This is a genomic window from Mycobacterium kyogaense (genome assembly GCF_036946525.1).
In the GTDB taxonomy this organism is placed as follows: Bacteria; Actinomycetota; Actinomycetes; order Mycobacteriales; family Mycobacteriaceae; genus Mycobacterium; species Mycobacterium kyogaense_A.
This window is the reverse complement of the sequence record NZ_JAQIIY010000006.1, coordinates 170138-193250: the sequence shown is the minus strand read 5'-3', so window position 1 is coordinate 193250 and position 23113 is coordinate 170138. Positions and strand designations below refer to the sequence as shown.

The window sequence follows — 23113 nt, the reverse complement described above, 5'->3', positions numbered from 1 at the left end:
GTGACCCACACCCGACTGCGGCTGGCGATCCTGCTCGCCGTCGCACTCCTGGTCGGCGGCGGATGCAGCCGCGACAGCCGACCCGCCCCCGCTCCCTCGCCGTCGCCGTCGGTCGACGCCGGCGCGGCCGCGCAGTTCGCCGATGCCCTCGCGAAGAAAGTCACCGTCGACGCGACGATGGCGCATCTCACGGCGCTGCAGGACATCGCCAACGCCAACGGCGGGAACCGGGCACTGGGCACGGCTGGCTACGGCGCGAGCGTCGACTATGTGGCAAAGGCGCTGCGCGACAAGGGCTTCGACGTCGAGACGCCGGAGTTCGAGGTGCGGCTGCCGTGGGCGGACGCGCCGAAGCTCACGGTTGCCGGAGGAGACGTCACCGCAAGACCTCTCGAGTACACGGCCGGCGCGCCCGGGGCAGGGGTGACCGGACCGATCGTCGCGGCCCGCGTCGAGGACACCCCTGGCTGCACCGCCGAGGATTACGACGGGTTGCCCACCCAGGGTGCCGTGGTGGTCGTCGACCGCGGCTCCTGTCCGTTCGGCGAGAAGCAGACCGCCGCTGCGGCCCGCGGAGCCGTCGCGCTGATCGTGGTCAACAACGCCGACGGGGACATGACGGGTGGGACGCTCGGTGAGGACACCGATGTGAAGATTCCGGCCATCAGCGTCGCCAAGGCCGAGGGCCCACGGCTGCGCGAGGCAGCCGGCGATCCGGCCACCATCAGAATGAACGCCGGGGTGCGGACCGAGAAGACCCGCAACGTGATCGCGCAGACCAAGACCGGTTCCGCCGCCAACGTCGTGATGGTCGGCGCGCACCTGGACAGCGTGCCCGAGGGTCCTGGAATCAACGACAACGGTTCGGGAACTGCAGCCGTCCTGGAAACTGCTCTGCAGCTGGGTAGTTCACCACAGGTCGCCAACGCGGTCCGGTTCGCGTTCTGGGGTGCCGAGGAACTCGGGCTCCTGGGCTCCTACAACTACGTCAATTCGCTGAATGTCGACCAGCTGAAGGACATCTCGCTCTACCTCAACTTCGACATGCTGGGCTCGCCCAATCCGGGCTATTTCACCTACGACGGCAATCAGTCCACCGCACCGGGTAACGGGCCGGTCCCGCGGGTGCCGGAGGGATCGGCGGGGATCGAGCGCGCCCTCATGGGCTACCTGGACCGTGCCGGAAAGCAGCCCCAGGACACGTCGTTTGACGGTCGGTCCGACTACGACGCGTTCACCCGCGCCGGAGTGCCGTCCGGCGGGCTGTTCTCCGGCGCTGAAGAGAAGATGACCGCCGACCAGGCGAAGCTCTGGGGTGGGCAGGCAGATCAGCCGTTCGACCCGAACTACCACAAGGCGTCCGACACCCTCGACCACATCGACCGCACGGCGATGGGAATCAACGGCAGCGGAGTCGGCTGGGCCGTCGGGTACTACGCACAGGATCAGAGCGGCCGCAACGGAATCCCGGTGCGCGACGACCGTACGCGCCACATCCTGCGCGAGTCATGACGGGCTCGGCCAAGCCGGCCATGGCGGCGCTGGCCGCGGTGACCGTCCTCCTGGTGGCGTGCTCGTCGCAGGCTGCAGCGCCGCCTACCGACCTGGCCGACGACCTGGCTCAGCGGGTCACCGCCGACGGCGTGTACCGCCACCTGGTCGAGTTGCAGAAGATCGCCGACGGGAACGACGGAAACCGTGCCGACGGCACGCCGGGCTACCAGGCGAGCATCGACTACGTCGCGAAGACGTTGCGTGACAAGGGCTTCGACGTGCAAACTCCGGAGTTCCAGCGGCTCTCCGGCTCCAGTGGAGGCAAACCGGCGCTGACCGTCGGCCGGCGCACGTTCCGCGTCGACCAGGCGTCACTTCTGCTCACCACCGCGCCGGGTGGGCTCGAAGCGGAGACCTTGCGGCCCCGCACGTCCGCCGGCTGCGCCGCGTCCGACTACACCGGGGGCGCCATCAAGGGCGCGATCGCGGTGGTCGACGACAGCGGATGCTCGGTCGTCGCGAAACACGATGCGGCCGCCGCCGCGGGTGCGGTCGGTGTCCTCGTCGTCAGCCAGGCCACGCCGAGTCGACCGGTCGGGGCACCTGCCGGTCTGTTCACTCCCGGCTACTACCAACGCATGTCGATTCCCGTCGGTGTCATCGACCCGACAGCAGATGCGGTACTGCGGCGCACCGATGCCCCCGTCACCCTGGTGCTCGACAACAAGCCCGTGATGACGACGTCGCGCAGCGTCATCGCCCAGACCTCGTCGGGCAATGCCGACAACGTCGTGGTGGTCGGCGCGCACCTCGACAGTGCGGGCGGCGGGCCGGGCATCGACGACAACGGATCCGGCGTCGGTGCGGTCCTGGAGACCGCGCTGCAGATGGGTCCGACTCCGAACGCGGACAACGCCGTTCGCTTCACCTTCTGGGGTGGCGGCGAGGTGTCCGCCGACGGATCGGCGGCCTACCTGCGTGCGCTGAATCCCGACGAGCTGGCCGACATCGCGCTCTATCTGGATCTCGACGTCATCGGGTCGCCGAACGCAGGGTACTTCACGCTCGACGGTGATCAGTCCGCACAGACCGGCGCCGGCGTTCGTCGCCTGCCGGACGGATCGGCGGGCATCGAGCGCACCGTGGCCGCGCGACTCTACGAGCAGGGTGTGCGGCCAGCCGACATGCCGCTGACGAGCGGCACCGACTACGCCCCGTTCGTCACTGCCGGAGTGCCGGTCGGGGGTGTGACCACGGGGACGTCGCTGGCCAAATCCGAGGTGCAGGCGCGCATCTGGGGCGGACGCGCCGGCGCCGCGTTCGATCCCAACTATCACCGCCGCGGCGACACCATCGACAACGTCGACCGACAGGCGCTGGGCGTGATGGCATCATCCGCTGCGGCTGCGGTCGGCAGCTACGCGCAGTCGATCGAGGGTGTCAACGGGGTGCCGGCGCGGGATCAGCGGAATCGGCGTACGCCCTAGCCACCCGCGTGACGAACTGGTAGACGCCGTCCTCGTCGGGTGCGAGCGGGCCGGGGCGAGCGTGCGGTGAACTCAGTCCGCGTTGAACCGACTCACACGCCGCCCAGTCCTGCCTGTTGGTCAGATCCCAGAAGTCGACGGCGTAGGAGGGATCGAAGTCGGGCTGTGCTGCAACGTCTTTCGGGAAAGCCCAGGTGCACTCCACATGTGTGCGGTCGGCCGCCAGCGGCGTCATCAGATGGGTCATCACGTAGTCGGGATGCAGACTGATCAGCAGGTTCGGATAGGCGACGACGTACATGACGGTCCGCTGCTCCTGCTCCGAGAGACCAGCGATAGTGACCCCGCCGCTCTTGCCGTCGAGCGACATCGTCTCCGCGCCGTCCACGATCGACATCCAGCCCCCCATCCACGAGCCGTCCCGCTCGAGGTTCTCGCCGCTGGTGGGGGGACTGATGCGGGACAGTTCGGGGTGGATGCTCTGGCAGTGGTAGCACTCCTGGTAGTTCTCCGCGATGACCTTCCAGTTGGTCGCGAGCTCATAGGAGTGCCGAGCGACGACGGTGAGTTCTTCGGGACGGTAGGGGGCGATGACGTCCTCCCACCCCGTGACGTGCTCGGCGAAATCACCGCCGGCTCCGCTGCGGTCGACGAACAGCCAGCCGTGCCAGTCGACCAGGCGCAGTTCGGCGAGACCGAAATCGCTCGCATCGAAGCCGTCGGCATCGGTGAAACCCGGTGCCTTGCGCAGGCTTCCGTCCAACCGGTAGGACCAGGCGTGATAGGGGCAGACGATGCTGCGGGCCTTTCTGGTTGCTCCGCCAGACGGATCGCAGACCAGCAGCTCGTGGCCGCGGTGCCTGCACGTGTTGGCGAACGCGCGGATCTCACCGTCCTCGCCACGCACCAGGAGCACCCCGGAGGCGCCGCTGCCCAGCGCCTTCTGCGCCCCGACCGCCGTCAGGTCGTCGGCGCGGCCGACGCACGTCCATCCCGAAAAGATCTGGCGCTGTTCCCAATCGAACACCGCAGGTTCGACGTAAGCCTCCCGCGGCAGCATCCGGGACTGGCCGAACGGTGCGAGCGCGGCCGCCACACCGTCGGCGGGAACGGGTGCCGGATCCAGCTGTTTGAACATACAGTCAGTCTAGTCGGAGGAGCGGTGTCGGTCCATACTTCATAGCTCTCCGGCGAAGGCGCCGATACCGCGATCGGCGGTCGTGCCGTCGTTTCTCGTCATCCGGCGGAACACCAGGTAGCCGATGGTGACGGCCGCGAGAGCGGTGAACAGCAGCAGGGTGGCCAGCGCGTTCAACGCCGGCGTCGGCGCGCCCCGCGCGGTGTTGTAGATCTTCACCGACACGGGCTCGGACGAGGCGCCACCGGACAGATAGCGCACCATCACGAAATCGTCGATGACATCGGCGAACACGAGCACGGTGCTGGCGAAGATCGCCGGCATCAGCATCGGCATGATCACGCGGCGCAGCGCGCCCAGCGGCGAAGCCCCCAGATCCATGGCGGCTTCCTCGTAGTGCGGTCCGATCGTCGCCAGCCGTGCCCGGACCAGAACCGCGGGGTAGGAGATCTGGAATGTCACCAACCCGATCACCTGGGCGGTCGTGCCGAGTGAGATGGGCAACGCCACGGTGGTGATGACGAACAGCAGCGACACGGCCAGCAGGACCTCGGGCAGCACGAAGGCCAGCAGCATCAGGAAATTCGCGCCTGCGGGCAGTCGGCCGCGCCACCGGTCGATCCCGAGCGCGAACAGCACCCCGAGCGGCACCGTGATGAGGGTGGTCAGCACGCCCAGCTTCAGCGTCTGCAGCAGCGCGTCGTGCAACGTGGCGTCGTGCCACACCGACAGGGTCTGATCGCCCCAGTACCAGCGGAACGAGAAGCCCTGCCACACGGTGCGAGACCGGCCGGCATTGAACGAGAACGCCACCGCGATGAGGACCGGAAGCAGCGACCACAGCAGGTATCCGACCGTGACGGAGATCAGGACGCGCGGCGGTCGCCAGGGGTCGTGCCACCAAGTGACCGGAGAGCGCCGAGAGGTGATGGTCATGACGCCACGTCGTCTCGTCTGCCGGTGACCCGGATGTAGTAGAGCATCGGGATCAGCGCCACGAGGAACACCAGCAGCACGAACGCGCCGGCCTGTCCGGTCTGGCCCGGTGTGAGCACGCTGTCGTTGATGAGATTGCCGACCATCGCGGTCTTCGGAGATGCCGAGAGCATGTCGCTGGTGAAGTAGTCGCCCAGCATCGGCAGGCACGTCAGCAGGACGGCCGCGACGATCGTCGGCCGGCTCAGCGGCAGGGTGACCCGCCAGAACGAGGACACGCGATCGGCGCCCAGATCGCGGGATGCTTCGAGGACGGGCTGGGGCAGCCGGTCCAGACCGGCGAAGAGCGGCAGGATCATGTAGGGCACGTAGCCGTACACCAGGCCGAGGACCACGACGGCGGGCTGCCCGGTGAGCCAGTCGATGTCTGGGTTGAACACCCCGCCGAGGCCGATGATCCGGTTGACCAGGCCGTCGTCCTGTAACAGGTTGACCCAGGCGAACATTCGCATCATGTAGCTGATCCAGAACGGGGCGATCAGCAGCGTCAGGAGCAGACCCTTGCGCCTGCCCGACAACCGCGCGACGTAGTAGGCCACCGGGAAGGCGATGAGCAGACACAGGGCGCTGGCGGTCAGCACGTAGACCCCGGTGCGCAGCAGCGCGGGTCCGAACACGCCGTCCGCGCCGGCGATGTGGGACAGCACGTAGGTGAACTGCGTCGGGTCCCACTGGACCGGATTCCAGATCGGCACCGCGGTACGGAAGATGGGGTCGAGCCTGCCGAACACGATGCACAGCACCACGTACATCGGGGCGACGAAGAACAGGAGGAGCCAGACCACCCCGGGCGCGGCCAGTGCGGGCCAGATCCCGCGGGACCGCATGGGCCTGGTGAACATGCCGATGAGCCTACGACCCGCCGGCTTTGAAGGTGCGCCAGATGTTCTGCCAGGCAGCGTCGTTGGCGGGGTCCAGCTCGAGAATCCGGTAGCCGGCGTCGAACCACTCGGGTTTGACGATCGCGGTGGCGAGGTTCTGGGGGATGAAGCCGTCGGCCACGAGCTGGTCGGGCTTGATCGAATTCTGCGGCGGCTGATAGCCGATGGCCTGGAAGTTCTGCATGGCGACGGCGGGATCGAGCATGTGGTCGAGGAAGAGGTGTGCCAGCACCGGGTTCTTCCCGCCCTTGAGGGTGACGAGCATGTCGTTGTCGACCATGCCCTTGCCGTCGGCGGGGAACCAGTACCGCAGGATCTCGGGGCCGGTGCCCTCGGGGAGATAGGACTGCGCGTTGATGATGTCGCCGGACCACATCTGCGCCAGGCCCAGTTGCCCCGCGGGCAGATCGTTGTAACCGGTGATCGTGACTTTCGGCGAGGTGGCCGACACCATCTGGCCGAGTTGATCGCCGACCATCTTCAGATCGGTCTGCGACGAGGTGTTGACGTCGGTGATTCCGTTGCGCAGCAACACCATCGCCATGGTGGTGTGCCAGTCGTCGAGCACCGCGGTCTTGCCCTTGTACGTCGCGTCCCAGAACACGTCGTAGGGGTTGCCGAGGGCGCCGATGTCCGCAGGCACCTGATCGGTGCGCCAGCCGATGCCCGTGGTGTAGATCGTGTACGGCACGCTGTAGCGCCACTGCTGGTCGTACCAGGGGTTGGTGAAGCTCGGCCAGACGTTGCTGATGTTCGGGATGTAGGAATGGTTCAGCGGCCGCAGGAGACCGCCGTTGACCAGCCTGCTGATCTCGGTGTAGTTCGCGTTGTAGATGTCGAAGTCCACGCCGCTGCGGAGCTTGGTCAGTGCTTCGCCGCCGTCGTTGAACGTCGAGATCTCTACCTTCACACCGTATTTCTTCTCGAACGACGCGACGGCGTCAGGGCTGACGTAATCGGCGTACGTGTAGAGCTTGAGCGTCCCCTTCTCCGGCGTCATACCGTCGGCGATGGGTGCGTTGTCGGCCGGGATGTCCCACAGCACAGGGTTGTTCGGCGACGCCAGTTTCAGCGTGGGGGTGGCGCCTGATCCACCGGACCCGCCACCGCCGCACGCGGCGAGGACCGCACCGAGCGCGGGCGCTCCTGCGGCCAGAAGCGCTGCGCGCGTCAGGAACTGACGCCGGGTCGTGGGCTCTGGCATCGGGCCTCCCGATTGATTTCGCGTCTTGTCGCTGGTAGGACTCTCGCATAGACTGAATGCTCAGTCAACCGATAGACCGGAGGTTCGCGGTGGCTGCAACGGTGACGTCTCGTCCCCATCCCGTCGGTGCCCTCGACTCCCTCATCGCCGATCAGGAAGAGATCTTCCTGCGGCGCCAACCGCGCAGTGCCGAACTCATCGAGATCGCGGGTGCACACCTGGCCGGCGGCGCGACGTCCAACTGGCAGATCGCCGAGCCGCAGGCGGTGTGGATGAGCCACGGACTGGGGTCCAAGGTCTACGACGTCGACGGTAACGAGTACGTCGACATGCACGGCGGATACGGCGCAGCGATCGCCGGGCACGCCCATCCGGCGATCGTGGCCGCGGTCAGCGACCGCGTGCGGCGCGGTACCCACTTCGCGCAGCCGACCGAGGACGCGATCTGGATCGCCGCCGAGCTGGCCCGCCGTTTCGGCCTGCCGCTGTGGCGCTACGCCAACTCCGGCACCGAGGCCACGATGGACGCCGTGCACCTCGCGCGCTCGGTGACCGGACGTGACCTGATCATCAAGGTGGAGGGCTGCTATCACGGCCATCACGATTCGGTGCAGGTCTCGGTGCTTCCAGAAGCCGACGAGGTCGGTCCGCGGGATGCGCCGACCCCGGTTCCAGGGAACACCGGAATACCCAGTGCCATCAGGGATCTGGTGGTCGTCGTGCCGTTCAACGACGCCGACGCGGTGGCCAGGGCGCTGGCCGCGCATCCCGGCAGGATCGCCGCGATGATCGTCGAACCGGTGATGATGAACGCCGGCATCATCCCGCCCGACGAGGGTTACCTCGCGGCGGTGCGACAGCTGATGCACGCCGCGGGTGCTCTACTCATCTACGACGAGGTGAAGACAGGTTTCACCACCGGGCCGGGCGGGATCACCGCCCGCAGCGGTGTCGTCCCGGACCTCGTCTGCCTGGCCAAGGCGCTCGGCGGCGGGATCTCTGTCGCCGCGATCGGCGGTAGCGAGGCGGTGATGTCGGCGATCGCCGACGGCCGCTACGAGCAGGTCGGTACGTTCAACGGCAACCCGCTGGCGATGGCTGCCACCCGCGCGACACTCGCCGAGGTGCTCACGACACGCAGCTACGCCCACCTGGAGTCGCTGTCGGTGCGACTGCGTGGCGCGCTCGAGGCCGTGATCGCCGAGCGCGAATTCGACTGGCACGTCGTGGCTGTCGGCGCCAAGGGGTGCGTGACGTTCCGTGGCGAGCGGGTCAGAGAGTTCCGCGACTTCCTCCACATCGACGCCCGGCTGGGCCACCTGCACTGGCTGATGCAGCACAACGGTGGCGTGTTCCTCCCGCCATGGGGGAAAGTGGAGCAATGGCTGTTGTCGGTTCAGCACACGGTCGACGATGTCGACAGGTTCGCTCGCAACTTCGCTGCGTTCGCGACTGCGGTCGCGGGATCTCGCTGACGGTGCGGGTCTGATGGCCGGCGGCGCGATCCGGCTCGAGGCGCTCACCAAGTCGTTCGTCGGCGTGCCGGCCGTAAACGGTATCGATCTCGACATCCCTGCCGGGCAGTTCTTTTCCCTGCTGGGGCCCTCGGGTTGCGGGAAGACGACGACGCTGCGCATGATCGCGGGTTTCGAGCGGCCGGATTCGGGGCGTATCGAGCTCGACGGACGCGACGTCGCGGGGGACCCGCCCCACCGCCGTCCGGTCAACACGGTGTTCCAGACCTATGCGCTGTTCCCGTTCATGTCCGTGTGGGACAACGTCGCGTTCGGCCTGAAGTACCAGAAGGTCTCCCGCGATGAGACACGGCGGCGCGTCGACGAGGCGTTGAGCCTGGTCCAGATGGACACCTACGCGCGGCGCAAGCCTGCCCAATTGTCCGGCGGGCAGCAGCAGCGCGTGGCACTGGCCCGGGCGCTGGTGCTGCGGCCACGGGTGCTGCTCCTCGACGAACCCCTCGGAGCGTTGGACGCCAAACTGCGCAAGCAGCTGCAGCTGGAACTGCGTGCCCTGCAGCGCGAGATCGGCATCACGTTCGTCTACGTCACCCACGACCAAGAAGAAGCGCTCACCATGAGCGACCAGATCGCGGTGCTGGCCGAGGGCAGGATCGAACAGGTCGGCCCACCGCAGGAGATCTACTCCGCGCCGGCGACGACGTTCGTCGCGGGATTCCTCGGCGCCGCCAACATCTTCGACGCCGACATCGTCGACGTCACGGGTAGCGCGGTCACCTGTCGTGCTCTCGGAACGCAGCTGACGGCCGTACTGAATGCGGAGGTGACCGGTAGTCCCGAGATCGGTGAGGCCGCCGTCGTGATCCGGCCGGAGCGAATCACTCTGCAGGACAATCGGAATACCGACTCCGGGTCGAATGCGATCGCCGGGACCGTCACCCACGTGGTCTACCTGGGAAACTGCACCCACGTCCATGTCGACGTCGGTGCGCAACACGCTCTCGTCGTCGAGGTGCCCAACCGCAGCGGCCCGGACTCCGTGGCGTACCGCCCGGGATCACAGGTCGTCTGTGTGTGCACCCATGACGCCGTGCGAGTTCTGCAGCGCAGCACGGCAACTGTCGTCGATCCGGTGACCGCGCTCAGTTCCGTGTAGCAGCCGACTTCGGCAGGTTGAGCTCGCGCTCGGCGAAGCGCATCGCGATGTCGTAGGCCACGTCGGAGTCGACCTCGGGATCCTCCAGCGCCACTTGGATCGACAGCCCGTCGAGCAACGCGGCGAACTCGAGGGCGAACATGCGTGGGTCCACGTTGGCCTGATCGGCGCCCGATCGCACCGCGTCGACGATCATCGACCGCCACCGCGCGTCCAGTTCGACCCGACCCGCCTTGATCTCGTTGTGCCGGAACGCTTGCGCCCACAGGTCGAACCACAGGCCCCACGCGCCCGGGATCTCGTCGTCGCCGCGCGGAATGCACGTCCACCGGATCAGCAGGGAGAGGCGGTCCTGCAGCGACGGCACTTCGGCGAGCATCTTCTCGGCCGCCTCGTAGAACGACTCCTCGGAGTAGCGCAGGGCGTCGACGAGCAACCGGTCCCGGGTGCCGAAGTAGTAGATCACCAGTGCCGAGCTGACCCCGGCGCGCTTGGCCACGTCGGCGATGCGGGTGTCGCCGAAACCCCGTTCACAGATCAGCTCCGCTGCGGCACGCAGCATTTCGATCCGGCGTCCCTCGTTCTGCTCGGTTGCCGGTGCGGGCTCTGCCATCGTGGCGCTCCTCCCATCGTGGGGCTGCGCTGCCCCTTGTTTGTAGCCTAACATCTGGTTAGATTGAACAGTCAGTCAGGACCGTTCGGGAGAGGCCTTCGATGTCCAAAAATTACGACGCCCTGGTGATCGGCGGCGGCCACAACGGTCTGGTGTCAGCCGCGTACCTCGCTCGATCCGGTGCTCGCACGCTGGTTCTCGAGTCTCGCGGTTCACTCGGCGGCGCGGCCACCACGGAAGCGCCCTGGGAGGATGCCCCGCATCTGCGGGTGACCCGGCTGTCCTATGTCATGAGCCTGATGCCCCCGACGATCGTGCGGGAACTCGAGCTGGAGCGGCACGGCTACAAGGTCCACCCGATGGGCCCCTACTACCAAGCGTTTCCCGAGGGCGGATCGCTGACGATCTACGAGGACGACCCGGCGCGCACCTACGAGCAGTTGGCGAAGTGGTCGAAGAAGGACGCCGACACCTGGCCGAAGTGGAATGCCTGGCTCGAGGGCATTGCCGACGTGATGGGGCCACTGCTCACCCAGGTCCCGCCCACGATCGGTTCGCACAAGCCCGCGGACCTGATCGAGCTCGCCAAGCTGGCGTGGAGCCAGCGCGGCATCTCGGTACGCACCACCGCGGATGTGACCCGGCTGCTGACGATGAGCATTGCCGACCTGCTCGACGACTGGTTCGAGTCCCCTCAGATCAAGGGCGCTCTCGCGGTCAACGGCGTGATCGGAACGTGGGCGGGCCCTTACGAGCCGGGGACGGCGTATGTGATGGCGCACCATTCGATCGGTGACGTCGGGGACGGGCAGCTCGGCAGTTGGGGGTACCCGGAGGGCGGCATGGGTGGGGTGTCGGAAGCGATCGCGTCGTCGGCGCGCAGCTTCGGCGCCGAGATCCGCACCCGTGCGCGGGTGGCCCGACTGCTGGTGCGCGGCGGTGAGGTGCGCGGCGCCGTGCTCGAGAGCGGCGAAGAGATCACCGCGCCGCTGGTGATCACCACGCTGCATCCGAAAACCGCCTTCCTCGAGCACATTCCGCGTACTGAGCTGCCGGAGGATTTCGTCACCGATATCGAGCGATTCAAGACGCGAAGCGGCGTGGTGAAGATCAACCTGGCCCTCGGTGAGCTGCCCAACTTCACGGCGAACCCGAGCGACGGCCTGGCCGAACATCACACGGGTTCGGTGGAGATGGCGCCGACGATGGAGTACATCGAGGCGGCGTTCCAGGATGCCCGCGCCGGCCGGCCGGCCCTGATGCCGTTCAGCGACGGGGTGATTCCCACGACGCTGGACTCCACGCTGAATCCCGATGGCACACACATCATGTCGCTGTTCACGCAGTGGGTGCCCGCTGCCTGGGCGGACGCGCCGCACACCGAGGAGCTCGATGCCTACGCCGACCGGTTGATCGATCTGTACGACCAGGTGGCCCCGGGCTTCAAGGCTTCGATCCTGCATCGCGACATCGTCGGACCGCACGAGATGGAGCTGGAGTACGGCCTGCTGGGCGGCAACATCTTCCACGGCGAGCTCTCGCTGGAGCAGCTGTTCCACATGCGGCCCGCGCCCGGTTACGCCGACTACCGCACACCGATCTCAGGGCTGTACAACGGCAGCTCCGGCACGCACGCCGGTGGCGGGGTGTGTGGGATCCCCGGGTGGCAGGCAGCGCGAGCGGCGTTGGCGGACGGGAAGAAGAAGCGCTTCCGGCGTGCGCGATGAGCGAGCGCGCCGCGGCTGTCGCCACCATGCTGGGCGCGCGGTCGATCGCGGTGGTGGGTGCGAGCCCGCGCCCGGACACCTTCGGCGCGCGCATGGTGATCGAGGCGTCGCGGGGTCGAGCGCGTGTGCACCTGGTGAACCCGCGATACGACCGGATCGGTGATCGACCCTGCGCGCCATCCCTGGCTGACCTCGACGAGCCCGTCGACCTCGTGCTGCTCGGTGTGCCCGACGCCGCACTTCTGTCGCAGTTGCGTGCCGCCGCGGACGCCGGCGCGCGGTCGGCCGTCCTGTTCGGTGCCGCGCACGGCCTGCGTGACGACGTGCGTGAGGTGGCGGCGACGGCAGGAATGGCGTTGTGCGGGGCGGGTTGTATGGGTTTCGTGAACGTCGCCGAGGGCGTGCGGGCGCTGGGTTATCTGGAGCCCGACCCGCTGCCGGCCGGGTGCGTCAGCCTCGTCACTCATTCGGGGTCGGCGTTCTCGACGCTGTTGCGTGCAAACCGCGGATTCGGGCTTCGGCTTGCGGTGTCGTCGGGGCAGGAGCTGGTCACCGACACCGCCGACTACATCGACTACGCGCTGAATGACGGGGGTACCGAGGTCATCGCATTGCTGATGGAGACGCCGCGGGCGGTGCCACGGTTGCGTGCCGCGCTGCTGCGTGCGGCCGCAGCCGGAGTGCCCGTGATCATCCTGACGATCGGCGGGTCGGCAGGGGGACGGGCGATGGTGGCCGCGCATTCGGGCGCGCTCGCCGGCGACAGCGCCGGCTGGCGGGCCTTCTGTGCGTCGACCGGCGCCGTGCACGTCACCGACATGGCCGAATTCGTCGACACCATCGAGATGTTCGCGACCGGGCGACGGGGTCGCGGCGGTGCGGTTGCGACCGTGCATGACTCGGGCGCCGAGCGTGCGCTCACCGTCGATCTCGCCGACGAGCTCGGGGTGGGCTTCGCCCCGCTGGCTCCTGCGACCGTGGCCGCGATCGCCGAGCTCCTCGACGACGGCCTGCACCCGACGAATCCCCTCGACGTCTGGGGTACCGGCGCCGACACCCGGAACCTCTTCGGTGCGTGCCTGCGGGCGATGACCGACGATCCCGGTGTCGCGGTGACCGCCCTGGCGGTGGATCTGGTCACCGAGTTCGACGGAGACACCGACTACGCCGATGCCGTGGTCGATGTGGCCAAGCAGACCGACGCACCGCTGGCAGTACTCGCCTCAGTACCGTCGGCGATCGACCGGACGACGGCGCAACGGTTGCGGGACAACGGTGTCGCAGTGCTGGAGGGGCTGCGCAGTGGCCTGGCGGCGATGGGACACCTTGCGGCCTGGCCCGCACCCATCGACACCTCCTCGGCTGCGGGCCCGGGCCCGACGACGGTCACGGGATTCGACATGCTGGCCCACTACGGGATATCGGTGGTGCCGACACAGGTGGCGCACGACCTGGCCACCGCGTGTACGGCGGCAGCAGAGATCGGCTATCCGGTGGCCGTGAAAACGACCGCGGCACAGCACAAGAGCGACGTCGGCGGAGTGCTCCTCGACATCGGCGACGCAGACGAACTGGGCGATGCCTATCGGGCTCTCGCGCCGCTGGGCCCTGCGGTGACGATCTCGGCGATGGCGCCCGGTGGCATCGAGGTGTCGGTGGGGTACGTGTGCGATCCCGCCTTTGGTCCGCTGGTCGTGGTCGCGGCGGGCGGCACCCTGGTCGAGCTGCTCGGCGACAGGGCAGTCGCATGCCCCCCGTTATCCCGAGCGCGCGCGCGAGACATGCTGTCCACGTTGCGTATTCGATCGCTACTCGATGGCTGGCGCGGAGGTCCCGCGGCCCATGTCGACGCGTTGGTCGACGTGATCGTCGCCTTCGGTCAGATGGCGCTCGACCTCGCGGACAGCTACGCCGCGGTGGAGGCGAACCCGGTGATCGTCTCACCGGCCGGAGCCGTCGCCGTGGACGTGCTCACCATTCAGAAAAGCACGTAGACCTTGCGGAGGGTCTCGTGAATGACCCAGGTCCCGGCCCATCCGACAGGGAACACGGCGATGTCTCCGGCGCTGAGGTCCTGCGGCTGGCCGCCGTCGGGCGTCACTGTCATCCGGCCCGACAGCACGTAGATCACCTCGTTCTCGTCCTGGCGCCAGAACGAGGGGCCTGGGCTGCACTGCCAGATGCCCGCCGACTGCGTGCCGTCGGCCCAGACTTCGAGCCCGTGCACCGCCATGGGTTCGCCGGTCGCCTCGTCCAGGGGGCCCCAGTCCTCGAGGTCGGCGGAGTCGGCTCCGGGCAGCAGTGAGGTGAGAATGGCGTTCGTCATCGGGTCAAGGCCTCCGTGGTCTCCGGGAAGGGTAACGAAATTGGTTCGGGTGCAACACGACTACGGCCATCGGCGTCGAAGCGGTCCAGCCCGAGGTCGGTCAGGTCGAGCCAGTCGCAGCGCCCGGATCTGACGATATCGGCCGCCACCTGGGCTACCGCGGGACCCCACATCATGCCGTGGCCGGCTGCACTGGCCACGACCGTTCCCTCGATCGGGCCGTCGTCGGTGAGCAACGGCCCGAGGATCGGGAGATGATCGGGGGTGTAGTCGATGGTGGCCGCCCAGGTGCGGCGCAGACCGAGGCCGGCCACCGCGGGTAGCAGCGTCTCGATGCGCGCGAGCGCGGTGTGGTAGTAGGCGTTGTCGAAATTCGTTGCCTCACCGGGTGCTTCGTCGGGATTGCTCATTCCCCACAGCAGCCCCCCCGCTTCGCCGGGGCGCCAGTAGATGCCGGAGGTGACGTCGAACACCATCGGCAGTTCACTGACGTCGAGGTCGCGCAACCGCTCGGTGACAACCGCCTGGTGCCGTGTGCCGCCCGCGGGAACACGCCCTCCGGCGCGGGCCCCGACCTCGGCCAGTTGCGGGCCACCGGTCAACACCACCCGCTCGGCGTCGATCGGACCGTCCGAGGTGTCCACGCCGACCACTCGGCCGCCGGCCGTGCGAAGTCCCGTGAACGCGCAGTGTTCCCGCACGTCGACCCCGGAGGTCGCGAGCGCGGCGGTGTAGGCCAGCACGTTGCGGGGCGCGTCGATGTAACCGTCGCCCGGGGCGTAGGACGCACCGCGAGTGACACCTGGTGCGAGTCCTGTGCTGCGGGAGTCGATGTCGTCGCTGGAGAGCCACTCGACGTCGAGTCCGAGGGAGCGCTGCAGCGCGATCCGATCGTGGGCAGCCGCGACGTCGGCGTCGCTGAAGCACGGCATCAGGTAGCCCTGCCGGACGAAACCGCAGTCCAGCGGGAATCGCTCACCGCTCTCGGAGTAGAACTGCTGGCTCCGCAGCCCGAGTCGGATCGCGGTCTCGGTGCCGCCCTGCGCGCGCACCATCCCCGCGGCGCGGCTGCTCGCGCCGTCGCCGAGGGTCCGTGACTCGACCAACATCACGTTGGCCCCGCGGTTTTCGGCCAGCAGCACCGCGGTCCACGCTCCCACGGTTCCGCCACCCACCACCACGACATCGGCGCTACGGACGCTGGTCATACCGAGGAACGCTGGCATAGACTGAACGCTCAGTCAAGAGGAGAGGCGGGCCGGATGTACGGGTTGACCGACGAGGATCTGCGTATCCGCGATACGGCCCGCGAGTTCGTGGAATCGCTGATACCGCGTGAAGTGGAGGCTGAACTGGCCGGCGGCGTGCTACCGAAGGAGGTGACCGCGGAGCACCACGCCCGCGCCATGTCCCTCGGCCTGTTCGCGACCAACATGCCCGCCTCGATCGGCGGGGGAGGGTGTACCGCTCTGCAGCAGATCCTGGTTCAGGAACAGTGCGGTCGCGTGACCAACGGCCTGGGCTGGGTGATGGCCACGCCTCCGCAGTGGTGGCCCGAGGTGGCGACCGACCACCAGCTCGAGCGGTGGCTGCTGCCGACGGTCCGCGGCGAGAAGCACGAGGCCTACGCGATCACGGAAGAATTCGCCGGTTCCGACACGTCTGCGCTGCAGACCACGGCGCGCCGGGACGGCGACGAGTACGTCATCGACGGCGTCAAATGGCATGTCACGTCGTACAACCTGGCCGACTACGTCTTCGTGGAAGCTGTGCTGTCGGACGGCCCACATGCCGGCGACCACGTCCTGCTCGTCGTCGACATCCCGTGGCCGGGTATGGAAGTCGTTCGCTCACCGCACTATTCGCACAACATCGCCGACGAGCATCCGATCGTCGCGTTTCGCGACGTGCGGGTGCCGGTGGAGAACCTCGTGGGCACCGAGGGCGGCCCGATGACGTTCACGCAGGACTGGTTCCGATTCGAGCGCATGATGGTGGCCGCTCGATGCGTGGGTGCTGCGCAGCGGTTGCTCGACGAGGTCACCGCCTTCGCCCGGGAGCGGACGGTCGGGGGCAGGCCGCTCGGTGAGCATCAGCTCGTCGCGGGAATGCTCGCCGATTGCGCGACCGAGCTGTTCGCGGCGCGCACGATGCTCTACGAGGTGGCTCGCGCGATCGACGCCGGCCACGACCGCAAGACGCTGCACGGGCAGGCGTCGATGACGAAGTTGTTCTGCTCGGAGATGGCCGGGCGGGTGGCCGACCGTGCGGTGCAGATCTTCGGGGGGCGTGGTTACATGCGTGAGAACGTGGCCGAGCGACTGTTCCGTGAGCTACGGGTCGAGCGAATCTGGGAGGGCGCCAGCGAAATTCAGCGGATCATCGTGGCGCGTCAACTGATGAACCGGGGTCCGGCCGCGTTGCTCGATCCCCTCTGAGGCCGAGTAGCCGCATGCCGTGGTAGACGATCAGCGCGGCGATCGAGCCCAGCGCGATCCCGGTGAACTGCAGACCGCCCACGGTCCAGGTGAAGTCGGCGATACCGATGATCAGCGGGATGGCCGCGGTCATCTGATTGACCGGCAGCGAGAAGTCCACGTGGTTGGTCAGCCAGATCCGGACGCCGAGAATGCCGACCAGGCCGTAGAGCACCACGGTCGCGCCGCCGAGCACGCCGGCGGGAACGGCGGAGATCGCGGCTCCGACCTTGGGGCACAACGAGAGCAGGATCGCGACGCCCGCGGCGACCCAGTACGGCGCGGTCGAGTAGACGCGGGTCGCGGCCATCACGCCGATGTTCTCGGCGTAGGTCGTGGTGGCCGAGCCGCCGCCGAAGCCGGCGAGCGTGGTGGCCACGCCATCGGCGGCCAGTGCCCGGCCCATCAGCGGGTCCATGTCGCGTTGCGTCATCTGTCCCACCGACTTGACGTGCCCGATGTTCTCGGCGATCAACGCGACCACGGCGGGCAGGAACAGCGGGAGCACCGACAGCGAGAACGTCGGAGTCTGGAACTGCGGCAACCCGATCCAGGGTGCGGCCGCGATGCCCGAGGTGTCGATCTGGCCGAGGATCAGCGCCAGCACGTATCCCACCGCGACCGCGAGGAAGATCGCCAACCGGCCGATCATGCCGCGGAAGAACGCGAGCACCGCGACCAGCAGCACCAGCGTCACGACCCCGAGCACCGGGCCCTTCTCGAAGTTCTGCTTGGCCACCGGCGCCAGGTTCAGCCCGATCAGCGCGACGATCGCCCCCGTGACGACGGGGGGCAGCGTCAGGTCGATCCACCGGGTGCCCGCGACGTGCACGACGGCGCCGACGATCATCAGCAGCACACCGACGGCGATGATGCCGCCGAGCGCGCTGCCTGCGCCGTCGGACGCCACCGCCGCGGTGATCGGCGCGATCACCGAGAAACTCGACCCCAGGTAGCTGGGCAGGCGATTGCCGGTGATCAGCAGGAACAGCACCGTGCCGACACCGGAGAACAGCAGCGTGGTGGCCGGCGGAAAGCCGGTCAGGACCGGCACCAGGAACGTCGCCCCGAACATCGCGACGACGTGCTGCGCGCCCAGCCCGACGGTGCGGGGCCAGCTCAGCCGCTCGTCTGGCGCGACGACCAAGGTCGGGTCAGCTCGGGAATCGACACGCTTCCAGGCCAGAGGCATTCACGAGACTCTAGTGAATGTGGCTGCCTCCGTTGATGTCAACGGTCGTGCCAGTGAGGTAGCTCGCATCGTCGCCGGACAGGAACGTGATCACCGCGGCGATCTCCTCGGTGGTGGCGGTGCGGCCGACGGGGATGTCGGCGGCCAGCTTGGCCTCCTGCTCGTCGGTCGAGCCGACCCGGATGTTGGTGTCGACTGCACCGGGGGTTACTGCGTTGACGGTGACGCCGGTGGCGGCGATCTCCCGGGCGAGCGCTTTGGTGAAACCGAGGATCGCGGCCTTGGCCGACGAGTAGGGCACCTTGCCGAACACGCCGCCGCCGCGCTGCGCGGACACAGAGGACATGTTCACGATGCGGCCCCACCCCTGCTCGATCATGCCGGGCAGAAAGGCCTTGGTGACCAGGTAGGTGCCCGTCGCATTGACCGCCATCACCGTGTTCCAGAGCTCGAGGGTGGTGTCGAGGAACGGTACGGGTGAGGTGACGCCGGCGATGTTGGCCAGCGCGCCGACCGGCGGGAGGTTGCCCGACGCCACCTCGGCGGCGACGGACTGCTGGGCGGCGTCCACCGATTCCTCGGAGGTGACGTCGATCGCGCAGCCGAACGCGGGCACCGTGTACTGGTTGCCGATCTCGGCGGCCACCTTGGCCGACTTCTCGCCGTCGAGGTCGAGGATGACGACGGCCCAGCCTTCGCGCGCGTAGCGCTGGGCGACGGTCATGCCGATGCCACGGTCGGAGGTGGCGCCGGTGATCACTGCGGTTTTCATGGGTGTCTCCTAGATCAGTTCGGAAATCAAATGCGCGGCAGTTGCCGTCGCTGCGGGTCGGTCGTCATGGGTGATGTCGCGGGTTTCCAGCTCCAGCGAGAAGTGGCCGTGGTACCCGGCGTCTGCCAAAGCCTTGAGGCCGCCGGCGAAATCGACGGCCCCGTTGCCGACGGAGAGATTGATGTTGCCGGGCACGGCGTCGCGGATGTGGACGTGCGCGATGCGGGGACCAAAGCGGGCGACGAAGTCCAGCGGGTCGCCGCCGGAGGCAACGATGTGGCTGAAGTCCATGACGATGCCGACTCCAGCGCCGAAGCGGCTGGTAAGGGCTTGGGCGCGGGTGATGTCGCAGCAGAGTCGGTGGAAGTGCAGCGACTCGGTCCACAGTTCGACCCGGGACGCTGCGGCGACGTGCGCGGCGGTGATGAGTTCGTCGGCCACCCGGTCGAGGTCGTCGTCGAGGGACACCAGGGGAGTGTGGGAGAGCGCGCCGCACGGCAGTACGAGCGCGCGGGCCCCGGTGGCGGCGGCGAGCGCGACGAGCATGTCCAGATGCCGCCGGCGTGCGGCGGCCTCATCTGCGGACAGCTCAGCGTTCAGATCGCCGATGTCGCCGTTGATCGAGCGGACGTGAAGGCCCGAGGCGGTGGCGGTCGCCGCTACCTGCCGCACCGCCGTCTCGTCGAGGACGTAGGGCACGTGGTCGCAGACACCGGGCAGGGCGCCGAGGTCGATCTCGGAAAAGCCCAGGCCGGCAATAGTCGCGACGGCTTCGTCGAGTGGTTGGTGCCGAAAGCTGATGGTCGAGCAGCCAAGGCGGGAGTGCACTTCGGTCATGTCACCTCCTGTGATAGCGGCCACAATAGTTGAGTTGACTGTCAACAGTCAACTACCGACAAGAAGATTGTGTCGACTGTTGACAATGGATGTGCGCGGGCTCACACTGAGTGACGCAGCGCACTGTTGACCGTCGACAGTGACGCGGATCTTTGAAAGGATGGCCATCATGAGCGATGACGCTCTGACGATGCGGGGTCCGGTGCACGGCACGAAGGACGCCAAACGGGTCGCGATCGGTTCCGGGGTCGGTGCCGTCATCGAGACCTACGACTTCATCGGGTTCGGCACCGCGGCGGCGCTCTACTTCGGCACCGCGTTCTTCCCGAACTCCAGCCCCGTCGCCGGCACACTGGCCGCATTCGCGACTCTCGGCGTCGGCTTCGCGGCACGCCCGCTCGGCGGCATCATCGGTGGCCACCTCGGCGACAAGGTCGGACGCAAGCCGGTGCTCGTCGCCTCGCTGATCGTCATGGGGCTGGCCACCTTCGCGATCGGCCTGCTGCCTACCTACGCCATGGCCGGTGTGGCTGCGCCGATCCTGCTGGTGACCGTCCGCATCATCCAGGGTCTGGCCTTCGGTGCCGAGTGGGGCGGCGCGATCCTGATGAGCTACGAGCACGCACCGTGGAAGCAGAAGGGCCGGTACACCGGCATCGTGCAGGCCGGCTTCCCGGTCGGGCTGCTGCTCGCGAACCTCGTGTTCCTGGTCAGCGTGCACCTCGGCGGCGACTGGGCCTGGCGGGTGCCGTTCCTGGCAAGCATCGTGCTCGTGGTCGTCGGTCTGATCATCCGCGCCAAGGTGCCCGAGTCCCCGGTGTTCGAGAACGTCAAGGACAAAGGCGACATCGTCAAGGCGCCGATCGTCGAGGTGGTCAAGCGCGACTGGCGGAACATCCTGCGCGGCATCGGTCTTCGCATCGCCGAGACCGCCGGCTACGCCGTCTCGATCACCTACATGATCAGCTACCTCAAGAGCGCCCAGCTGGCCACCAAGACCGAGACCCTGGTCGCGCTGTGCGTCGCCTCGTTCCTCGGCATCTTCGCCACGATGGCGTGGGCGCGGTTGACCGACAAGATCGGCAGGCGGCCCGTCTACATCGGCGTGTGCGCCTTCGCCATCCCCTTCGGCGTGCTGATGTTCCTCCTGGTCAACACCGGCCTACTGGTGCTGATCGTCGCGACCTTCGTCATCGCTTACGGCGTGTGCCAGAACGCCCTCGCCGGCGCCCAAGGTGCCTGGTTCCCCGAACTCTTCACCGCGAACACCCGCGCCTCGGGAGCCTCACTGGCCTACCAGATCTCGGCGATGGTCTCCGGATTCACCCCGTTCATCACCACGCTTCTCTACGAGGGCTTCGGCTGGGTCGGACCGGCCGTGCTGTTCTCGGTCTACGCCGCGATCGGGCTCTGGGCCGCCCTGATGACCCGCGAGACATGGGGTCCGGCCGAGCGCAAGGCTGCCGACGTCGCCGCTGGCCAGCAGCCCGCGATGGCCGCCTGATGCGCGCGCAACGGGTACGTGAGGCGGCCTACCGGATGCGTCACCACGTCCTGAACATGGGGGAGGCGCAGGGGCAGGGCTACGTCGGCCAGGCCCTTGGGGCTGCCGACATGTTCGCCGCCGTCTACGCCGACCAGCTCACCTACCGCGCCGACGATCCGCACTGGGAGGGCCGCGACCGGTTCCTGCTCTCGACCGGTCACTACGCGATCGGCCTGTACGCCGCACTCGCCGAAGCCGGCATCATCGACGTCGACGAACTCGACAGCTACGGATCCGACGACTCGCGGCTGCCGATGTCCGGAATGGCAAGCTACACACCGGGAATGGAGATCTCAGGGGGATCGCTCGGCCACGGCCTCACTGTGGCGGTTGGGATGGCGCTGGGGCTCCGCCACCAGGGGTCGACGGCACGGGTGATCAACTTCCTGTCCGACGGTGAGCTCGACGAAGGGTCGACCTGGGAGGCTGCGATCGGCGCCTCGCATCACGCGCTCGGAAACCTGATCGCGATGGTGGACATCAACGCGCTGCAGGCCGACGGCCCCACCATCGGGGTCCTGCGCACCGAACCCGTCATCGACAAATGGGCGGCGTGCGGCTGGAACGTGCAGCGGGTCGACGGCAACGACGTCGACGCGCTGCTGGACGCCTTCGACCGCATCTCAGATGCTGACACCGACCGGCCGTCGGTCATCCTGTGCGACACCAAGATCGGCCGAGGGGTGCCGATGCTGGAGCAGCGGGAGAAGGCGCACTTCATGCGTATCGACGCCGACGAGTGGCAGATCTGCCGCGATCAACTGACCGAAGGCTACCGAGGAGTGCCGGCATGACCTCTGCAACCAAACTCAAGACCTCGGCGATGATCGCATCGTTCGCCGACCCCGGGCAGAAGACCACGCCCGCGCCGTTCGGGCATGCCCTCGTCGAGGCCGCCCAACGCGACGAGCGCATCGTCGGGCTGACCGCCGATCTCGGCAAGTACACCGACATGCACATCTTCGCCCAGGCGTTCCCCGACCGCTTCTTCCAGATGGGTATGGCCGAGCAGCTGCTGTTCGGCGCCGCTGCGGGCATGGCGGAGACGGGGCTGGTGCCGTTCGCGTCGACCTACGCGGTGTTCGCCGCGCGGCGTGCCTACGACTTCATCTGCCTCGACATCGCCGAGCCCAACCTCAACGTCAACGTGGTCGGCGGATTGCCAGGTCTGACAACGGGTTACGGTCCGTCGCACCAGGCCACCGAGGACATCGCGATCTTCAGAGGCATGCCGAACCTGACGATCGTGGACCCGTGCGATTCGGTCGACATCGCCCAGGCCGTCCCGCAGCTCGCCGAGCACCCGGGCCCGACGTACCTGCGGCTGCTGCGCGGGAACGTGCCCACCGTGCTGGACGAGTACGACTACCGTTTCGAGCTCGGGAAGGCGAAGGTGCTGCGCGACGGAGCCGACGTCGTGTTGATCTCGTCGGGGTTGATGACCATGCGCGCGCTCCAGGCGGCCGAGGAGCTGGCCGGCCACAACGTCGACGTCGCCGTGGTGCACAGCCCGACGATCAAACCGTTCGACGCGGATACCGTTGCCGCGCAGATTGATTCGGACCGGTTGGTGTTGACATGTGAGAACCACACCGTGGTCGGCGGCCTCTTCGAGACCGTCGCCGCGATGGCGGCCCGGCGCGGCCTGGGTGCCAGGATCACGCCGATCGGACTGCCGGACGAGTTCCTCGACGCGGGGGCGCTGCCCACTCTGCACGATCGCTACGGCCTGTCGACGGCGCGGATCGTCGCGACGGTCCTCGAGCGACTGTAGGATTCAGTGTCGACAGCC

The 23113-nt window shown here is 67.8% G+C and carries 20 protein-coding genes; 10 read left to right on the top strand and 10 right to left on the bottom strand.

Annotated elements, in window-relative coordinates; genetic code table 11:
- Nucleotides 1-1512 (top strand): M28 family metallopeptidase, encoded by a 1512-nt coding sequence (locus tag PGN37_RS03075; protein WP_442932838.1) that lies wholly within the window; start codon nt 1-3, stop codon nt 1510-1512.
- Complete coding sequence (locus PGN37_RS03070; RefSeq protein WP_335329549.1) at nt 1509-2981, top strand: M28 family peptidase; 1473 nt, start codon at nt 1509-1511, stop codon at nt 2979-2981. Before PGN37_RS03075 ends, PGN37_RS03070 begins: the two co-directional genes overlap by 4 nt.
- On the opposite strand, the gene PGN37_RS03065 is transcribed toward PGN37_RS03070, so the two are convergent.
- Genes PGN37_RS03065 through PGN37_RS03050 form a run of 4 tightly spaced genes read right to left on the bottom strand, consistent with a single transcriptional unit; the run spans nt 2935 to nt 7200 of the window.
- Nucleotides 2935-4119 (bottom strand): aromatic ring-hydroxylating oxygenase subunit alpha, encoded by a 1185-nt coding sequence (locus PGN37_RS03065; protein WP_335329548.1) that lies wholly within the window; start codon nt 4117-4119, stop codon nt 2935-2937. The two genes, PGN37_RS03070 and PGN37_RS03065, sit on opposite strands and share 47 nt — an antisense overlap.
- A 39-nt stretch (nt 4120-4158) precedes the next feature.
- Nucleotides 4159-5055, bottom strand: a complete 897-nt coding sequence (locus tag PGN37_RS03060; RefSeq protein ID WP_335329547.1) for an ABC transporter permease — start codon at nt 5053-5055, stop codon at nt 4159-4161.
- Complete coding sequence (locus PGN37_RS03055; protein WP_335329546.1) at nt 5052-5957, bottom strand: ABC transporter permease; 906 nt, start codon at nt 5955-5957, stop codon at nt 5052-5054. Before PGN37_RS03055 ends, PGN37_RS03060 begins: the two co-directional genes overlap by 4 nt.
- A gap of 10 nt (nt 5958-5967) precedes the next feature.
- Nucleotides 5968-7200, bottom strand: coding sequence for a polyamine ABC transporter substrate-binding protein (locus PGN37_RS03050; RefSeq protein ID WP_335329545.1), 1233 nt, complete (start codon nt 7198-7200; stop codon nt 5968-5970).
- Between the two features lie 101 nt (nt 7201-7301).
- On the opposite strand from PGN37_RS03050, the gene PGN37_RS03045 reads away from it, so the two are divergent.
- Nucleotides 7302-8675 (top strand): aspartate aminotransferase family protein, encoded by a 1374-nt coding sequence (locus tag PGN37_RS03045; RefSeq protein ID WP_335329544.1) that lies wholly within the window; start codon nt 7302-7304, stop codon nt 8673-8675.
- 13 nt (nt 8676-8688) lie between these two features.
- Nucleotides 8689-9831 carry an ABC transporter ATP-binding protein gene (locus tag PGN37_RS03040; RefSeq protein WP_335329543.1) on the top strand — a complete coding sequence of 381 codons (1143 nt, stop codon included), beginning with the start codon at nt 8689-8691 and terminating at the stop codon, nt 9829-9831.
- Here PGN37_RS03040 and PGN37_RS03035 read toward each other — a convergent pair.
- A complete protein-coding gene (locus tag PGN37_RS03035) occupies nt 9818-10444 on the bottom strand; it encodes a TetR/AcrR family transcriptional regulator (RefSeq protein ID WP_335329542.1) in 627 nt (208 codons plus the stop codon). The genes PGN37_RS03040 and PGN37_RS03035 overlap by 14 nt on opposite strands.
- A gap of 101 nt (nt 10445-10545) precedes the next feature.
- Between PGN37_RS03035 and PGN37_RS03030 the strand changes: the two genes are divergently transcribed.
- Nucleotides 10546-12171, top strand: a complete 1626-nt coding sequence (locus PGN37_RS03030; RefSeq protein WP_335329541.1) for a phytoene desaturase family protein — start codon at nt 10546-10548, stop codon at nt 12169-12171.
- Nucleotides 12168-14165, top strand: coding sequence for an acetate--CoA ligase family protein (locus tag PGN37_RS03025; RefSeq protein WP_335329540.1), 1998 nt, complete (start codon nt 12168-12170; stop codon nt 14163-14165). Before PGN37_RS03030 ends, PGN37_RS03025 begins: the two co-directional genes overlap by 4 nt.
- Here PGN37_RS03025 and PGN37_RS03020 read toward each other — a convergent pair.
- On the bottom strand, nt 14150-14497 hold the full coding sequence (locus tag PGN37_RS03020; protein WP_335329539.1) for a cupin domain-containing protein: 348 nt from the start codon (nt 14495-14497) through the stop codon (nt 14150-14152). The two genes, PGN37_RS03025 and PGN37_RS03020, sit on opposite strands and share 16 nt — an antisense overlap.
- A complete protein-coding gene (locus PGN37_RS03015) occupies nt 14494-15705 on the bottom strand; it encodes an NAD(P)/FAD-dependent oxidoreductase (protein WP_335329538.1) in 1212 nt (403 codons plus the stop codon). The genes PGN37_RS03020 and PGN37_RS03015 overlap by 4 nt, the downstream gene beginning before the upstream one ends.
- Before the next feature lie 54 nt (nt 15706-15759).
- Here PGN37_RS03015 and PGN37_RS03010 point away from each other — a divergent pair, with 54 nt between their 5' ends.
- Complete coding sequence (locus tag PGN37_RS03010; RefSeq protein WP_335329537.1) at nt 15760-16935, top strand: acyl-CoA dehydrogenase family protein; 1176 nt, start codon at nt 15760-15762, stop codon at nt 16933-16935.
- Here the strand turns inward: PGN37_RS03010 and PGN37_RS03005 are convergent.
- From PGN37_RS03005 to PGN37_RS02995, 3 genes are read right to left on the bottom strand one after another with little or no spacing between them, the layout of a single operon-like run.
- Complete coding sequence (locus PGN37_RS03005) at nt 16877-18166, bottom strand: uracil-xanthine permease family protein (RefSeq protein WP_335329536.1); 1290 nt, start codon at nt 18164-18166, stop codon at nt 16877-16879. The two genes, PGN37_RS03010 and PGN37_RS03005, sit on opposite strands and share 59 nt — an antisense overlap.
- A gap of 10 nt (nt 18167-18176) precedes the next feature.
- On the bottom strand, nt 18177-18938 hold the full coding sequence (locus PGN37_RS03000) for an SDR family NAD(P)-dependent oxidoreductase (protein ID WP_335329535.1): 762 nt from the start codon (nt 18936-18938) through the stop codon (nt 18177-18179).
- Nucleotides 18939-18947: 9 nt separating this feature from the next.
- Nucleotides 18948-19775 (bottom strand): sugar phosphate isomerase/epimerase family protein, encoded by an 828-nt coding sequence (locus tag PGN37_RS02995; protein WP_335329534.1) that lies wholly within the window; start codon nt 19773-19775, stop codon nt 18948-18950.
- 169 nt (nt 19776-19944) lie between these two features.
- On the opposite strand from PGN37_RS02995, the gene PGN37_RS02990 reads away from it, so the two are divergent.
- The 3 genes from PGN37_RS02990 to PGN37_RS02980 are packed head-to-tail and all read left to right on the top strand — an operon-like array spanning nt 19945 to nt 23095.
- Nucleotides 19945-21279 carry an MFS transporter gene (locus PGN37_RS02990; RefSeq protein ID WP_335329533.1) on the top strand — a complete coding sequence of 445 codons (1335 nt, stop codon included), beginning with the start codon at nt 19945-19947 and terminating at the stop codon, nt 21277-21279.
- Nucleotides 21279-22115 carry a transketolase gene (locus PGN37_RS02985; RefSeq protein WP_335329532.1) on the top strand — a complete coding sequence of 279 codons (837 nt, stop codon included), beginning with the start codon at nt 21279-21281 and terminating at the stop codon, nt 22113-22115. The genes PGN37_RS02990 and PGN37_RS02985 overlap by 1 nt, the downstream gene beginning before the upstream one ends.
- Nucleotides 22112-23095 (top strand): transketolase family protein, encoded by a 984-nt coding sequence (locus PGN37_RS02980; RefSeq protein WP_335329531.1) that lies wholly within the window; start codon nt 22112-22114, stop codon nt 23093-23095. Before PGN37_RS02985 ends, PGN37_RS02980 begins: the two co-directional genes overlap by 4 nt.
- Nucleotides 23096-23113 lie beyond the last annotated feature (18 nt).